We start from the raw sequence: 16428 nt of genomic DNA on the forward strand, positions 1-16428 counted from the left end.
TCGTCGTCGGGGTTTCCCAGCGCTGTGGTCGGGAATCGGGTGACGCATACCTCACCGCCGAACCACGGCAGGCGGTGTCGCCGCAACCGCAATTACGGTAGAAGCGAAGGCAATTCAACGTAGATCTGCCGGCGAAGCGAGGAACCACATGACGGAAGTCAAGCTCGATCACCCCGGCGGGCAGCTGTCGATGCCGGTACATTCCGCGGTCGAGGGCCCCGCCGGGGTCGGCGTGGGCAAGCTGCTGAAGGAAACCGGGATGACGACCTACGATCCCGGTTTCGTCAATACCGCCGCCTGTTCGTCCGCGATCACCTATATCGACGGCGATGCGGGCATCCTGCGCTACCGTGGCTACCCCATCGAGCAGTTGGCCGAGAAGAGCTCCTTCCTGGAGGTCTCGTACCTCCTGATCTACGGTGAGCTGCCCTCCACCGAGCAGCTCACCGAGTTCACCGAACGCATCCGGCGGCACTCGCTGCTGCACGAGGAGATGCGTCGGTTCTTCGACGGGTTCCCCCGGGACGCGCACCCGATGGCCGTGCTCTCCTCGGCCGTCAGCGCCATCTCCACCTTCTATCAGGACAGTCTGGACCCGTTCGACGCCGAGCACGTGGAGATGTCCACGGTCCGGCTGATGGCGAAGGTGCCCACCATCGCCTCGTACGCCTACAAGAAGTCGATCGGGCAGCCGCTGCTGTACCCGGACAACTCGCTGGGCTACGTGGAGAACTTCCTGCGGATGACGTTCGGCGTGCCGGCGGAGCCGTACGAGGTCGACCCGGTGATGGCCCGCGTGCTGGACATGCTGTTCATCCTGCACGCCGACCACGAGCAGAACTGCTCCACGTCGACCGTGCGGCTGGTCGGCTCCAGCAACGCCAACCTCTTCGCCTCGGTCTCGGCCGGCGTGAACGCGCTGTTCGGCCCGCTGCACGGCGGCGCCAACCAGGCGGTGCTGGAGATGCTGGAGCGGATCCAGGCCGAGGGCGGTGACGTGCAGTCCTTCGTCCGCAAGGTCAAGGACAAGCAGGACGGCGTCAAGCTGATGGGCTTCGGCCACCGGGTCTACAAGAACTACGACCCGCGTGCCGCGATCGTGAAGAAGGCGGCGCAGGACGTGCTCGGCCGGATGGCCAAGCCGGACCCGCTGCTGGACATCGCCATGCAGTTGGAGGAGATCGCGCTCGCCGACGACTTCTTCGTCGACCGTCGGCTCTACCCGAACGTGGACTTCTACACCGGGCTCATCTACAAGGCGATGGGCTTCCCGACCAAGATGTTCACGGTGCTGTTCGCGCTGGGCCGGCTGCCGGGCTGGATCGCGCAGTGGCGCGAGATGATCAACGACCCGGAGACCAAGATCGGCCGTCCGCGGCAGGTCTACACCGGTGCCGTCGAGCGGGACTACCTCCCCTTCGAGAAGCGCTGAGGTTAGCAAGGGTCCCTTCCTATGCCGTAGGCGTTAGGAAGGGACCCTTGCTTACAACCCAAGACGCGCGCGAACGGTCAGTGCGCCGGGTGGCCGTCGTCGTCCTCGCCCGCCGTGGTGGGCAGCGAGCCGAGGACCCGGTTGATGACATGGATCCGGGTGCCGGCGGCCTGGTAGTCCGCACAGACGGTCTGCGCCTCGTCGCCGAACCGGGCGGCCTCGCCCTGTCCGGTGACGGTGAGTTCGGTGTCGGCGAGGGTGCGCACGGTGCCGGCGGCGACCAGTTCGGAGGCCGACATCGGCCCGGTCACCACGTGCTCGCGCAGCAGGTCCCGCAGGTCGTCGACGTCGTGCAGGAGCAGCTCGTCGAGGTTGGTCCGGGAGAACTTCGCCGAGAAGGCGTCGTCGGTGGGGGCCAGCACGGTCACGCCGGCCAGTTCGCCGCCCAGACCGGTGGCCCGGACCGCCGCCTCGAAGGTGGTCAGCACGGGAATCCACTGGAGGGCCTGGTCGGCGGGCTGGCCGACCAGCGAGCCCGGGTTGCCGGGTTCGGTGCCCGCCGGCAGTTGCTCGCAGAGCGGGCCGGTCACGGCGACGGCGACGGGCGTCCCGGCGTCCGCCGCGTCGGCGTCGCGATCCGCGCCGCCGGTGCAGCCGGCGACCGCGAGCAGCGTGGCCAGGGCCGCACCGGCGACCGGGACCGCGCGCCGTCGGGCCCGTCGTAGGTCCGTCGTCGAGGGCCTGAGGGTGTCGGTCACGGTTGCCTCCACGTGCGTAGGTGAGAGGGGGGTACCGGCAGGCCGGGCGCGGATCCGGCCTGCCGGTACGTCGGTCGGTCGAGGTTCAGCAGGTCACAGGCGCGCGCACTGGCCGGACTTCGGACCGCTCACCGAGTTGACGACCTCCAGGCTGACCGGCGCGGCAGTGTTGCCGGAGCAGGACAGCGGGCCGTTCACGGTGTTGCCGGCGACCAGCGGAGCGTCACCGGTGTTGTTGACCACGTTGACCGGGCCGTTGGTGCGGTTGCCGACCAGCACCACCGGGCCACGGACGCCGGTGGCGTTGACCGGTCCGTGCACCGTGCTGGCGGTCAGGACGAACCCGGCCGCACCGCTGGCGTCCACCGGCCCGTTGATCGAGCTGCCGTTGACGATCAGCGCGGCACCCGGCTGGACCTTGATCGGACCACGGAGGGTGGCGTCGGCCACGCAGGTGACCCCGGAGACGGTCAGCGGACCGTTACGGGTGCCGGTCACGGTGGCGGCGATCCGCTCGCCGACGACCAGGCCCTCCACGGCCTGCTCGTCGAGCAGCAGCGGCACCAGACCCCGCTCGGGCTGGGACAGCGGCACGACGTACCCGTCGGCGACCTTGATCACCTTCCAGCCGTGCGCGGCGAGCCGCTGGGCCACGGTGGTCTGCCGGCCGGCGGGACCGTCGGTGCGGGCACCGTTGTACTGCGCCTCCGTGAGCTTGTACGCGCACGGCGCCTGCTCCAGGATCCGAGCCGGCGTGGGGGCGTCGACCGGCGGCGGGGTGTCACCCGGGTGCGGGGCGGGGTGCGCCTCGATCGGGCGGGAGCCGCGGAAGACGATCCGGCCGGTGTTCGCCGACTGGAACTTGATCGCCTCGGCCCGGGCACTGGTGAGGTTGGTGGCGCTGGCCTGGTGGTAGGCCAGGAACTGGTTGAACGTCCACAGCGCCGAGTAGGTCTTGCGGCGACGGTTGTTGGCCGTGTTGGTCTCGTCCGGCCGGGTCGGGCCGCCCGAGCTGCGCAGCTCCAGCAGGGAGTTGACCACGTTCTTCAGACCCAGCGTGTTACGGAGGATGGTTTCCTCGCCCAGGCCGACGCTGGCCCCGGTGCACCCGTACGGGCAGGCCCACCAGCCGTCCTTGGCGCCCTGGGTGTACATGTGACCCTCGATCATGTTCTGCGACTCGTCGAAGATCCCCTGCGCCACGTTGGCGTGCCGCGGCGGCAGCATCGGCAGGTCACCGGTGTTGGCGTTGCCGTACTCGTGACCGTCGTAGCTGGCGATCGGGCGGTAGTCGCGGATCATCTCCACGAAGGTCTGCGTCTCCGGCTGGCGGATTAGCGAGTAGTCCCGGTTCAGGTCCTGGCCGGTGGAGTTGCCCCGGCTGTTGGCGGCCCGACCGTCGCCGTTGATCGTCGGCAGGATCAGCATGGTGGTCTTCGACAGCCGGTCGAGGGTGGCCGGGTCGTCGGTGAAGGCCAGCTGGCGGGCCATGATGAAGCAGGCCTCGCGGTCACCCGGCTCGTTGCCGTGCACGTTGCAGTTGAGCAGCAGCGGGTTCGTCGCGGCCACGGCCTCCGGGGTCGCCGGCGGGGTGGGGTAGCCGATGACGAACATGTTGATCGGCCGGTTGTTGATGGTGCGGCCGAGCTCCACGACGCGGACCCGCTCGCTCAGCTCGTCGATGGCCGCCGTGTAGGCGTACTCGTTGACGTCGCTGGTGTACTGCGCGCCGAGGGTGTTCTCCCACTGCGTACGCAGGTTCTGGCCGGGGACGTTCGGGTCGCCCCAGTGCGCCTTGGTGGCGCCGCTGACGGCCGCCGAGTACGGCTGCGCCTCGGTGCCGAAGCGGGCGCGTACCCGCCACTGGAACCGGTTTCCCGGCACGAAACCGGCGTCGGCGAAGGTGGGCTCGGAGTTGTTGATCTGACGGTTCGGCCGCCAGACACCGACGATCACACCGTTACCGGAGGGGGTCCCGTCCTCCGCGAGAGCGGTGCGCTCGATCTGGTAGTCGGTGGCGCCGTCGACGTGGGTCCAGGCCAGCGTGGCGTACCCGTCGCTCTGGTTGACCGTCAGGCCCTGGACCTGGTTCGGTTCCGCCTGGGCCAGGGCCGTGGCAGGCAGCTGCCCGTACGCCGGGACGGGCTGGGCGGTCGCCGCGAGTACCGCGACGAGAAGTGTGGAGAAGACACCGGCCGTTGTCCGTCTGTATCTCAAGGGGGGTTCTCCAAACAGGAGGGAGGGCTTGGATACCGACAGCACACCCGCAGACGGCCGACTACGGGGCTGCGAGCAGGGATTCTTGAGGATGCCTTGAGGTTCGCGTGCCCCTGGACCTGAGTCGACGCTCAGCCGGCCCGGAGGCGATAACCGACACCGCGTACGGTTTCGACCAGTCCGGCGTCGTCGAGCTTGGCGCGCAGCGCGGCCACGTGGACGTCGAGGTTGTGCCGGGTCGCCCAGGTGGTCTGCCAGACCTCCAACTGCAATCGGTCCCGGGGCACCACGGTGCCCGCCTGCCGGGCCAGCGCCAGCAGCAGGTCGAACTCCTTGCGGGACAGGCCGACCTCCCGGTCGGCCACCCAGACCCGCCGGGCGTCCACGTCGATGCGCAGCGTGCCCACGTGCACCAACGTCGCCGGCCGGGCGGTCCGCGTGGTCCGCCGCATCACCGCCTCGATCCGGGCCTGCAACTCGACCATCGAAAAGGGCTTCACCACGTAGTCGTCCGCCCCGGCCCGCAACCCGGCCACCCGGTCGTGCTCCTCGGCACGCGCCGTCACGGCGATGATGGCGACCCCCTCGTTGTGCTGGCGGATCCGCCGGCACACCTCCAGGCCGTCGCGGTCCGGCAGGTTCATGTCGAGCAGGATGAGGTCCACCGGTTCCGCCTCGACCGCCTCGGCGGCCGTCAGCGCCTGCACGACCTCGTGCCCCCGCCGCCGCAGCGCGGCGGAGAGACCCGCCGACACGCGTAGGTCGTCTTCCACCAGGAGCACCCGCACGCACACCCTCCTCGACCTCGCGTAGGTCGGGGCCTTCCCCGAATCCTTGCGAGTCTGTCGGATGTTAAGTAGCGGTGACCAGTGCAGATACAAGATCGTAACGACAGAATCATCTGGCCGAACGGTTCTGGCCGCCACCCGGCGCAGGCCGACACGCACCCGTTTGGTCCGGCTTGGACGGAGTTGTCATCCGCGCGTCGCCGCCAGGTCGGTGCGCTGGGGGCTGCTCGCCGTCGCGGTGGTCGACCACCCTCGACGCCTGTCGAGCTGACCCGTCCGTGCGTTCGCGGCCTGGGTCGAGCATCCGGGCGGCCTCCGTTCGCGGCCAAGGTCGAGCATCCGTCGGCCTCGTCCACCAGCCGGTCGAGCGGACCTGCACGGCGTCGACGATCCGTTCTCGCCGTCAGCTCGACAGGCGCGGCGAAGGAGTACCTCTTCCGCCGCCACCGACCGCCAGGCTGGCCACGTCCCGGTCGGTGGCGGCATCTGTGGCGGTCGCATCACCCGGGCAGCGCCCACGCGGCACTCCCGCCACGCGGCCCGAACGGCGGCGGCCGGAGACGGTGACGGCCCTGGCGCCCGCGTGCGGCGGGAGCCAGGGCCGTGTCGTGCGACGGCGCGGGGTGTCGGTCAGCGTAGGCCGGCGGCGGCCAGCAGGTTGCCCTCCGGGACCACCGGGCGCGACCGGCCGTGCGCCATGAGCTGCGCGGCGCGTTCGGCGGCGACGTTCGGGGCCTGGGCGATGGCCGCCGCGTACGCCGAGCCGGTGCGGCTGGCGATGGCCGCCCAGCCGTACTGCTCGTGCACCATGGCCCGGGCGCGACGGGCCAGCGCCCGGGCGCGCTCCCGGTCGGAGAGCACCGCGTGCACCGCGTCGGTCAGCGCGTCCGGGTCGTGCGGCCGGAACGTCATGCCGGTGACGCCCGGCTCGACGATCTCGGCGAGCCCGCCGGTCTCGGCGACCGCGAGCGGGGCACCGGCCGCGGCACCCTCCAGCGCCACCATGCCGAACGGCTCGTAGATGCTGGGCACCGCGAAGCAGTCCGAGGCGGCCATCACGGCCGGCAGGTCGGTGCCGCCGAGGAAGCCGGGCAGGCTGACCATGCCGCCCAGGCCGAGCCGGTGCACGTCGGCCTCCAGCTCGCCACGGTACGGCCCGTCGCCGACGATCACCGCGCGCAGCCCGGGGTGCCGTTCGCGTAGCTTGGGCAGGCCGGCGAGCAGGTGCTGCACGCCCTTCTCGTAGACCAGCCGTCCGGCGAAGGTGACCAGCGGGCCGTCCCCGGCGAACCGGGCCCGGGCCTGCGCCACCGCGCTGGCCGACACCCGCCAGCGGTGCGGCTCCACCCCGTTGGGCACCACGTCGACGCGGTCGGTCGGTACCCCGAACAGGGCGCTGACCTCCTCGCGCATGTATCCGGAGCAGACCACCACCCGGGTCGACTCGGTGCTGAGCCAGTGCTCGACGCCGTGGATGGTGCGGTTCATCTCCTCGGGCAGCCAGCCCTGGTGCCGGCCCGCCTCGGTGGCGTGGATGGTGCTGACCAGCGGTAGGTCCAGGTGGTCGCGCAGGGTCATCGCGGCGTGCGCGACCAGCCAGTCGTGCGCGTGGATGACGTCGTAGCCACCGGAGGACGCGGCGCGCAGCGCGGCCCGGGTCAGCGTGTGGTTGAACGCCATCGTCCAGGCGAGCAGGCTCTCGGTGGCCAGCGGGAAGGCCACCGGGTCCTCGGCGGCGCGGACGACGCGGACGCCGTCGACGTACTCCTCCAGCGGAGCGCCCTCGCAGTGACGTGTGACGACGGTGACCTCGTGGCCGGCGGCGGCCAGGGCCACCGAGAGCGCGTGCACGTGCCGGCCCAGGCCGCCCACGAGCACCGGCGGGAACTCCCACGACAGCATCAGGATGCGGTGGGTGCGCGGCGGGGTGGCCGGACCGGGCTGGGCCGGGATCTGGGTTCGCGAGGTGAGGGTGGGCCGGTGGATTCGGTCCGTGGCGGTGGCGGTACGCCCGCCGATCCGCAGGGTCGTCACAAGAGTCTCCGTCCGTGCAGCAGAGAACGCGCCGGCATCGGTGGCGGCGGGGAACAGCGTCGGGGTTCGGGCACGCGAGAACTTGCCCGGTAACAAGGAAACGGCATGATGGCCGATAATGCACCTCGAGAACGGTCACAGTGACGGAGGGCACCGCAAGGGTTCATCTCGCATCAGTCGGCCGGATACCGGGCATTCACCCGATCGGATGGATTGGTGGCGGACCGTGCGGGGCATTACCGCCGCGCGCCTCGGCCGGGCTCCCCCGGACGGGTGCGCTACGGGCGCGGGCGCGCGCTCGTGACACGTGGCCGAAGGAGCGACATGCAGGTCTGGCCGGGCGAGCGGTACCCCCTCGGGGCCACGTACGACGGGATGGGCACCAACTTCGCGATCTTCTCCGAGGTGGCGGACAAGATCGAACTGTGCCTCTTCGACGAGTGGGACGTCGGACACGAACGTCGGGTGGAACTCCGCGAGGTGGACGCGTACGTCTGGCACGCCTACATCCCGGGGATCGGGCCCGGCCAGCGGTACGGCTACCGCGTGCACGGCCCGTACGAGCCGGGCAACGGGCTGCGGTGCAACCCGCACAAGCTGCTCATCGACCCGTACGCCAAGGCGATCGACGGGGACGTGCAGTGGGACCCGGCGGTCTACGACTACGAGCACGGCGACCCGGACCGGATGAACGTCACCGACTCGGCGCCGTTCATGCCCAAGTCCGTGGTGGTGAACCCGTACTTCGACTGGGGCAACGACGCCCCGCCGCGCATCCCGTACCACCGCTCGGTGATCTACGAGGCGCACGTGCGCGGGCTGACCATGCGGCTGCCCGGCATCCCCGAGGAACTGCGCGGCACGTACGCGGGCATCGCCTCGCCGCCGATGATCGAGCACCTGACCCGGCTCGGCATCACCGCCATCGAGCTGATGCCGGTGCACCAGTTCGTCAACGACCACCGCCTGGCCGACATGGGGCTGCGCAACTACTGGGGCTACAACACCATCGGCTTCTTCGCCCCGCACCACGCCTACTCCGCGCTGGGCCACCTGGGCCAGCAGGTGCAGGAGTTCCGGGGCATGGTCAAGGCGCTGCACGCGGCCGGCATCGAGGTCATCCTCGACGTGGTCTACAACCACACCGCCGAGGGCAACCACCTCGGCCCGGCGCTCAGCTTCAAGGGGGTCGACAACCCCAGCTACTACCGGCTGTCGGAGGAGAACCGGCAGTACTACGTCGACTACACCGGCACCGGCAACAGCCTCAACGTCCGTAACCCGCACTCGCTGCAACTGATCATGGATTCGCTGCGGTACTGGGTCACCGAGATGCACGTCGACGGCTTCCGGTTCGACCTGGCGGCCACCCTGGCCCGCGAGTTCTACGAGGTCGACCGGCTCTCCACCTTCTTCGAGGTGGTGCAGCAGGACCCGGTGGTGAGCCGGGTCAAGCTGATCGCCGAGCCGTGGGACGTCGGCCCCGGCGGCTACCAGGTCGGCAACTTCCCGCCGCAGTGGACCGAGTGGAACGGCAAGTACCGCGACACGGTCCGCGACTTCTGGCGCGGCGAGCCGGCCACCCTCGCCGAGTTCGCCTCCCGGATCTCCGGCTCCGCCGACCTCTACCAGGACGACGGTCGCCGCCCCTTCCACAGCATCAACTTCGTCACCTGCCACGACGGCTTCACCCTGGCCGACCTGGTCTCCTACAACGACAAGCACAACGAGGCCAACGGCGAGGAGAACCGCGACGGCGAGAGCCACAACCGGTCCTGGAACTGCGGCGTCGAGGGCGACACCGACGACCCGGGCGTACGCGCGCTGCGCGCCAAGCAGCAGCGCAACTTCATTGCCACCCTGCTGCTGTCACAGGGCGTACCGATGATCGGCCACGGCGACGAACTGGGCCGCACCCAACGGGGCAACAACAACGCGTACTGCCAGGACAGCGAACTGGCCTGGGTCGACTGGGACGCGATCGACAGCGACCTGCTCGACTTCACCCGCCGGCTGGTCCAGTTCCGGCGCCAGCACCAGGTGTTCCAGCGCCGCCGCTTCTTCACCGGCCTGCCGGTGCACGGTCGCGGCGTCGACGAGCCCCTGCCCGACCTGGCCTGGTACACCCCGGACGGGCGGGAGATGACCGGCGAGGACTGGGGCAACGACTTCGGCCGCTCGGTCGCGCTGTTCGTCAACGGCGAGGGCATCCGGGAACGCGGCCAGTACGGCCAGCGCCACCACGACGCCTCGTTCTGGCTCTGCTTCAACGCCCACGACGCGCCACTGGACTTCACCCCACCGCCGGCCGAGTTCGGTCAGCGCTGGGAGCTCGTGATCAGCACCGCCGAACCCGACCAGGACAAGGGCACCACCGTGGAGACCGGCAGTTCGGTCTGCGTACCGGACCGCTCGCTGGTGGTGCTGGAGAGGGTGGACTGACCATGACCGTGACCCCCGTCGGGGCGACCTACCGGGTGCAGGTGAGCCCGGGATTCGACCTGGACGCCACCGCCGGCCTCGCCGACTATCTCGCCGACCTCGGCGTCACCCACCTCTACAGCGCGCCGCTGCTGGCCGCCGCGCCGGGCAGCGCGCACGGCTACGACGTCGTCGACCACCGCAAGGTCAACCCGGAACTCGGCGGCGAGCCCGCCCGGCAGCGCCTGCTGCGGGCCCTGCGCGCGGCCGGGCTCGGCCTGGTCGTGGACATCGTGCCCAACCACGCCGGAGTCGCCGTACCGGTCGCCAACCCGGCCTGGTGGGACGTGCTGCGCCGGGGACGCGACTCGGCATACGCCCGCTGGTTCGACATCGACTGGACACGCGCCCGGCTGCTGCTGCCGGTGCTCGCCGACGACCCCGACGCGCTGGCCGACCTGAAGATCGCCGACGGCGAGCTGCGCTACCACGAACACCGCTTCCCGATCGCCGACGGCACCGGCGACGGCAGTCCCCGCGAGGTGCACGACCGGCAGCACTACGAGTTGGTCTCCTGGCGACGCGGGGACGCCGAGCTGACGTACCGCCGGTTCTTCTCGATCGCCGCCCTGGCCGGGCTGCGGGTGGAGGACCCGGAGGTGTTCGCCGCCACCCACGAGCTGATCCTGGCCTGGGTGGCGGCCGGCGAGGTGGACGGCATCCGGGTCGACCACCCCGACGGGCTGCGTGACCCCGCCGGCTACCTGGCCCGGCTGCGCGAGGCCGCGCCGGACGCGTGGCTGGTGGTGGAGAAGATCCTGGAGTACGGCGAGGAGCTGCCCTCCTGGCCGGTGGAGGGCACCACCGGCTACGACGCCCTCCACGCCGTCGGTGGACTCTTCGTCGACAGCGACGCCGAGGCCGACTTCACCGCCCTGGACACCCGGCTGGTCGGCCGGGCCACCTCCTGGGCCGACCTGACCCACGACACGAAGCTCGGCGCCGCCACCCGACTGCTCGCCACCGAGCTGGCCCGCCTCGCCACACTCGCCCCCGACGTGGAGCCGGACGCGGCCCGCGCCGCCCTGGCCGAGGTGGCCGCCGCGTTCCCGGTCTACCGGGGCTACCCGCCCGACGGGGCCCGGCACCTGGCCAACGCCCGCGCCGAGGCCGGCCGCCGACGCACCGACCTGACCGGCGCGCTGGACGCGGTGACCCGGCGACTGCGCGACCCCGACGACGAGCTGGCCCGCCGCTTCCCGCAGTTCACCGGCGCGGTGATGGCCAAGGGCGTCGAGGACACCGCCTACTACCGGTGGACCCGGTTCGTCGCGCTCAACGAGGTCGGCGGCAGCCCCGCCCACTTCGGCACCCTGCCCGGCCGCTTCCACCGCTTCGCCGCCGCCCGGCACGAACGCTGGCCGGCGAGCATGACCACACTGTCGACCCACGACACCAAACGCGGCGAGGACGTCCGTGCCCGCCTGGCCGTCCTCGCCGAGCTGCCGCGCCGCTGGGCCGAGCAGGTCACCGCCTGGACGTCCGCCGTGCCGCTACCCGACGCCGCGCTGGCCCACCTGCTCTGGCAGACCGTCGTCGGCGCCTGGCCGATCGCGCGCGAGCGGATGCACGCGTACGCCGAGAAGGCCGCCCGGGAGGCCGCCGCCTCGACCGGTTGGACCGACCCCGACCCGGCCTTCGAGCAGGCGATGCACGCCCTGGTCGACGCCATGTACGACGACCCGGCGGTGCACGCCTCGATCGCCGCGTTCGCCGCCGAGATCACCCCGCCCGGCTGGTCCAACGCGCTCGGGCAGAAGCTGGTGCAGCTCGCCATGCCCGGGGTGCCGGACACCTACCAGGGCACCGAGCTGTGGGACGACTCTCTGGTCGACCCGGACAACCGACGCCCGGTCGACTTCGCCGTACGCCGGGACCTGCTGGCCCGGCTCGACGCCGGCTGGCAGCCGGCGGTGGACGAGACCGGCGCGGCCAAGCTGCTCGTGGTGTCCCGAACCCTGCGGCTGCGGCGCGACCGCCCGGAGCTGTTCGGCGACTACCAGCCGGTCGTCGTGCACGGCCCGGCCGCCCGGCACGCCGTCGCCTTCGACCGGGGCGGCGCGCTCGCCGTCGCCACCCGGCTCCCGCTGCGCCTGGCGGCCGGCGGCGGCTGGCGCGACACCACCCTGTCACTGCCTGTTAACGAGATGTCGTGCCAGTTCACCGGGCAGGTCTACAGTGACGGTCAGGCCCGTCTGGTCGACCTCCTCGCCACCTATCCCGTCGCGCTGCTCGCCCCCCTCGATGGCTCCGGGAAGGCGTCATGACCGAGTTCACCGTCTGGGCACCGGAGGCGTCCCGGGTCCGACTGCGCCTGCCGGGCGCCGCCGACCACGAGATGCGCGCCGGGCGGGGCGGCTGGTGGCGGGTCGAGGTGCCCGACGCCGGCGACGACTACGCGTTCCTGCTCGACGACGACGACCGGGCGCTGCCCGACCCCCGCTCGCGGTGGCAGCCCGCCGGTGTGCACGGCCCGAGCCGTCGCTACGACCACGCGGCGTTCGAGTGGACCGACGGTGGCTGGACCGGTCGGCAACTGCCCGGCAGCGTCCTCTACGAACTGCACGTCGGCACGTTCACCCCGGAAGGCACCTTCGACGCCGCGATCGGCAAGCTCGACCATCTGGTCGACCTCGGCGTCGACATGATCGAGCTGCTGCCGGTCAACGCCTTCAACGGCGAGCACAACTGGGGGTACGACGGCGTCTGCTGGTTCGCCCCGCACGAACCGTACGGTGGCCCGGACGGCCTCAAACGCCTCGTCGACGCCGCCCACGCCAAGGGGCTGGGGGTGATCCTCGACGTCGTCTACAACCATTTCGGGCCCTCCGGGGCCTACGCGCCGATGTTCGCGCCCTACCTCAGCGAGCGCGACACCCCCTGGGGCCAGGCGGTCAACCTGGACGGCCCGCACTCCGACGGCGTACGCCGCTTCATCACCGACAGCGTCCTGATGTGGCTGCGCGACTACCACGTCGACGGCCTGCGGCTGGACGCCGTCCATGCGATGCCCGACTCCCGCGCGGTGCACCTGCTGGAGGAGATCGCCGTCGAGGTCGAGTCGCTCTCGGTGCACCTGGGCCGCCCGCTGTCCCTGATCGCCGAGTCCGACCTCAACGACCCCCGACTGATCAGCCCCCGCGAGGCCGGCGGCTACGGCCTGCACGCCCAGTGGAACGACGACGCCCACCACGCCCTGCACACCCTGCTCACCGGCGAACGGCAGGGCTACTACGGCGACTTCGGCACCATGGAGTGCCTCGCCGAGGTGCTCACCGGCGCGTTCTTCCACACCGGCACCTGGTCCAGCTTCCGCCACCGCCAGCACGGCCGCCCGGTCGACCCGCGTACCCCCGGCCACCGCTTCGTCGCGTACCTGCAGAACCACGACCAGATCGGCAACCGCGCCACCGGCGACCGCCTCTCCGCGTCGCTCTCCCCGGCGCTGCTGCGCGTCGGCGCGACCCTGCTGATGACCGCGCCGTTCACGCCGATGCTGTTCATGGGGGAGGAGTGGGCGGCGTCGACCCCGTGGCAGTTCTTCACCAGCCACCCCGAGCCCGAGTTGGCGACTGCCGTGGTCACCGGCCGTCGCAGCGAGTTCGCCGCCCACGGCTGGCCGCCCGGCGACGTGCCCGACCCGCAGGACCGGCAGACCTTCGTCCGCTCCCGGCTGGACTGGGCCGAGCTGGACAAACCCGAACACCGCCAGATGTACGAGTTCCACCGCCGACTGATCGCGCTGCGCAAGTCCCGCCCCGAACTGTCCGACCCGCACCTGTTCGCCATCGACGTCCGCCACGGCGACCGGTTCCTGGTGATGCGACGCGGTGGCTGCCTGGTGGCGGCGAACCTCGCCGACAAGCCGCAGCGGGTGACCCTGCCCGGGGTGGCCCGCCGGGTGCTGCTGGCCACCGGGGAGGGCGTCACGGTGCAACGCGACCGGATCGAGCTGCCGGCGGAGACGGCAGCGATCGTGGCGCTCTGACCGGCCGATCGTCCTCGGCCACCGGTGCGGGTCGTCGGCTACCAGAAGCGCCACTCGGTGGGATCCTCGCGGCCCTTGACCAGCCGGATCGAGGCCGCCAGCTTCAGGCCGTCCTTTCGGTCCCCCATCACGGCAGTAGCGGTCGGCTCGATCCGCACCTCCGCGACGCACTCGGCGCACCCACCGGGCAGTTGTGCCACCCGGTAGAAGCTGATGGTGCCCCTGCCTCGCGACTCGAACGCGGTGGCGGACCGGCCCGACACCGTGACTCGGTCGTTGTGTCTGGCGTGGACCAGCTTCTCGGTGCTCACACCGACGTGAACGACAGGCCGCGAATCCGGCTGGTTCTCCTCGACCCGCCCCACCAGGTAGTCGGCGGAGAACGAGATGTGTTCGTCCGCCTTCCAGTACAGCCACGTACTTTCGAGCACGGCGCCGTCGGGCAGGCCCTTCACCCGGAACGGCAGGGCCCGTGGCGTGGTTTCCAGGCGAACCCCCTCGGCCACCCGACGCGCGATCTCATCCCGGCGGTCCTCCGCGCTCCTCGCGTACAGCATCATATGCATCCACGCGTCCGGCGCGTATTCCCAGGTCAGCACCCGAAAAGAGTCGAAGGTGGCCTGGAAGGCGGGACGGCCGTGCACCCGGAGGCGTTCGCCACGAACGGGCACCTCGCCCGAGTCCTCGTCGTACGGAACGGCACTGCGGATATCGACACCCCGCGCTGCCATCCGGATTTCGATCGACCAGTCAGGGTCGAATGAGGAAGCGTGTTCCTCCTTGGTGGTCGGGGCGTCGTCGAATGATCCATGAATGTCGAGGTGGTGTACCTCGGCTCCGGTGGTGTAATTGGCGCTGACGACGGGGCCAGGCAGATAGCCGAAGCGGAGCAGCTGCTGGCTCGGGTCGAATCGGACGGGTACCGACGTGGCGATGCCGCCCGTGTGCGAGGCCCGTCGGGCGACCCACACGCTCAGACCCGCCACCACCGCCACCACGACCATCACTGTCACCAGGATCAGGGGTCGGCGGTTGCTGCTGCTTCCGTCGGCAGGGGAGAGTCTTCCCGGTTCGTGCGCGTCACTCGCCACGGACGTCCTCCCGAGTCGGTGCGCCGTGCTGCGGCGCAGCCCGGGGAGTCTACGACCGGTCCCGCCCCCGCTGCTGCCCCACGACTCGACCAGGACCCCCGCACCGCTGCTGCGTCGGCGCCGCTGCTGCGCTGGCGTCGTTGCCGCGCCCGCACCGTTGCCGCGCCCGCACCGCTGCTGCGTCGGCGCCGCCGCTGCACTGGCGTCCACCATCATCGTGGCAGTGCAACTGTTCCCAGCCCGGCGTGTCGAACAGCCACACTGCCACGATCAGGTCGCCGAACCCAGGTTGCGGCGATCGGGCAGCTGAGGCGCGGTTGTCCGCGCCTGTCGGCGGACAGGTCCGAGTGCAGAGGCACGGCGGCACGTGCACACCGGCGCCGGGTTCGGTCTACGTCCGGCGGGTCGCCGCCTGGTCGAGCGGCGATCCGAGTCGGTGACATTGCGATGAGCGTGCACGCCCTTTCGGAGTGCAGATCACGCTCGATCACGGATCGAGTGGTACCCAAGCGCGACGATGACCACTCGATCCAGGATCGAGCGTGATCTTGCGGGGGAGGCGAGTGCGGGGGCCGGGGGAAGTTGGTGTCAATGACCGCTTCTGGCCGCGATCGGGGTGCCGGCTCGACGCTCCTGGTAACCCGGCGTGAGCAGAGCAGTGTTTCGGGCACGCCCCGATCCGGTGCCCGTGGAGGTGGCGCGAGTATCGGTGGCGGCCGAGCAGGGGTGACCCGGCGGAGGGGGTCTCTCGGCACGGGGCAGTGAGCGGTATCTCGGCACGACGCGGTGATCTGGCGGAGGCGGGTTCTCGGCAGGAGACGGTAATCCGGCGGGACGGGTGGCGGAGCAGGACGGCCGAGTACCGGGGTACCTACCTGGTGGCCGTGGTGCGGGCGTACCTGTCGGCCGGTGACCTGGCCGGGGCGGGTCGGATGCTGGTCGGCGTGGACAGGCGGCACCGGCCGAGGTCCGGGTGTGGCTGTCGGCGCGTACTCTCCTGGCCGAGATCGCGCGGCGGCGACCGGCCCCGGTCGGCGTGGCGCGCCTGGCCGCCCTGGTCGGCCTCACTCGTTGATCATTCGACCCAGGGTTCTGGCGATCCGTCAGGCTCTTTGGCTGGTGGTTGCCGGGTTGGGCGCTGCGGGGGTGGGGTCGGCGGGGAGGTAGATCGGCCTGCGCCGGGATCGGGCGTGGAGGGCGGCGCCGATCCGGTGGGCCACCGTGGCGGGGAGGCGCTTCTCGGCTTCGGTGGGCGGGAAGAAGGCGGCCTCGGTCAGTTCGTCCTCGGGCAGATCGAAGCGATCCGCGCCGGTGAGTGTGCCGCAGTCGAAGGTGAAGTGGATCAGGGAGCGCAGGCGCGGACCGTCGGGTGGTGCCCAGTCCACCACGAGCAGGTCACCGACGGGCAGCGTGAGGCCCAGTTCCTCGTGGACCTCCCGGGCGCACGCGTGGTGCGGGTACTCGTCGGACTCGATACCGCCGCCGGGGAACGCCCAGTGGTCGCGGTAGCGGGGCTTGACCAGCAGGACGTCACCGGCCTGGTCGGTGATCAGGGCACCGGCCGAGGCGTGGAACGTCGGCAGGTTGGCGTACCAGACGGAAGGTTCGGTCCAGGTCACGAACCGACGGTAACGGCCCG

General features: G+C 71.1%; 10 protein-coding genes. 4 read left to right on the forward strand and 6 right to left on the reverse strand.

Features of this window, described 5'->3' with window-relative positions; all coding sequences use genetic code 11:
- Nucleotides 1-148 precede the first annotated feature (148 nt).
- Complete coding sequence (locus ABT008_RS17930; protein WP_350697336.1) at nucleotides 149-1432, forward strand: citrate synthase; 1284 nt, start codon at nucleotides 149-151, stop codon at nucleotides 1430-1432.
- A 77-nt stretch (nucleotides 1433-1509) separates the two neighbouring features.
- Here the strand turns inward: ABT008_RS17930 and ABT008_RS17935 are convergent, their stop codons facing one another.
- From ABT008_RS17935 to ABT008_RS17950, 4 genes are all read right to left on the reverse strand, one after another.
- Nucleotides 1510-2190, reverse strand: a complete 681-nt coding sequence (locus ABT008_RS17935; RefSeq protein WP_350697337.1) for a fasciclin domain-containing protein — start codon at nucleotides 2188-2190, stop codon at nucleotides 1510-1512.
- A gap of 93 nt (nucleotides 2191-2283) precedes the next feature.
- Nucleotides 2284-4407, reverse strand: coding sequence for a M14 family zinc carboxypeptidase (locus ABT008_RS17940; RefSeq protein WP_350697338.1), 2124 nt, complete (start codon nucleotides 4405-4407; stop codon nucleotides 2284-2286).
- A 131-nt stretch (nucleotides 4408-4538) separates the two neighbouring features.
- Nucleotides 4539-5195: a response regulator transcription factor gene (locus tag ABT008_RS17945; RefSeq protein WP_350697339.1), complete on the reverse strand. Its 657-nt coding sequence runs from the start codon at nucleotides 5193-5195 to the stop codon at nucleotides 4539-4541.
- 630 nt (nucleotides 5196-5825) lie between these two features.
- Nucleotides 5826-7229, reverse strand: a complete 1404-nt coding sequence (locus ABT008_RS17950; protein WP_350697340.1) for a glycosyltransferase family 4 protein — start codon at nucleotides 7227-7229, stop codon at nucleotides 5826-5828.
- A gap of 324 nt (nucleotides 7230-7553) precedes the next feature.
- Here ABT008_RS17950 and glgX point away from each other — a divergent pair, with 324 nt between their 5' ends.
- From glgX to treZ, 3 genes are read left to right on the forward strand one after another with little or no spacing between them, the layout of a single operon-like run.
- Entirely contained in the window at nucleotides 7554-9671 is a 2118-nt protein-coding gene (gene glgX, locus ABT008_RS17955) for a glycogen debranching protein GlgX (RefSeq protein WP_350697341.1), read from the forward strand.
- Between the two features lie 2 nt (nucleotides 9672-9673).
- Complete coding sequence (treY, locus tag ABT008_RS17960; RefSeq protein WP_350697342.1) at nucleotides 9674-11977, forward strand: malto-oligosyltrehalose synthase; 2304 nt, start codon at nucleotides 9674-9676, stop codon at nucleotides 11975-11977.
- A complete protein-coding gene (gene treZ, locus ABT008_RS17965; protein ID WP_350697343.1) occupies nucleotides 11974-13698 on the forward strand; it encodes a malto-oligosyltrehalose trehalohydrolase in 1725 nt (574 codons plus the stop codon). The genes treY and treZ overlap by 4 nt, the downstream gene beginning before the upstream one ends.
- Before the next feature lie 38 nt (nucleotides 13699-13736).
- Here treZ and ABT008_RS17970 read toward each other — a convergent pair whose 3' ends face one another.
- On the reverse strand, nucleotides 13737-14705 hold the full coding sequence (locus ABT008_RS17970; RefSeq protein WP_350697344.1) for a hypothetical protein: 969 nt from the start codon (nucleotides 14703-14705) through the stop codon (nucleotides 13737-13739).
- 1187 nt (nucleotides 14706-15892) lie between these two features.
- A complete protein-coding gene (locus ABT008_RS17975; protein WP_350697345.1) occupies nucleotides 15893-16408 on the reverse strand; it encodes an NUDIX domain-containing protein in 516 nt (171 codons plus the stop codon).
- Nucleotides 16409-16428 lie beyond the last annotated feature (20 nt).

The sequence above is a fragment of the Micromonospora sp. NPDC002389 genome (assembly GCF_040296095.1).
In the GTDB taxonomy this organism is placed as follows: domain Bacteria; phylum Actinomycetota; class Actinomycetes; order Mycobacteriales; family Micromonosporaceae; genus Micromonospora.

Excerpts from the sequence above, each read along its gene's own strand:
- treZ (WP_350697343.1), top strand. The coding sequence starts at position 11,974 with ATGACCGAGTTCACCGTCTGGGCACCGGAGGCGTCCCGGGTCCGACTG.
- ABT008_RS17930 (WP_350697336.1), top strand. The coding sequence starts at position 149 with ATGACGGAAGTCAAGCTCGATCACCCCGGCGGGCAGCTGTCGATGCCG.
- treY (WP_350697342.1), top strand. The coding sequence starts at position 9,674 with ATGACCGTGACCCCCGTCGGGGCGACCTACCGGGTGCAGGTGAGCCCG.
- glgX (WP_350697341.1), top strand. The coding sequence starts at position 7,554 with ATGCAGGTCTGGCCGGGCGAGCGGTACCCCCTCGGGGCCACGTACGAC.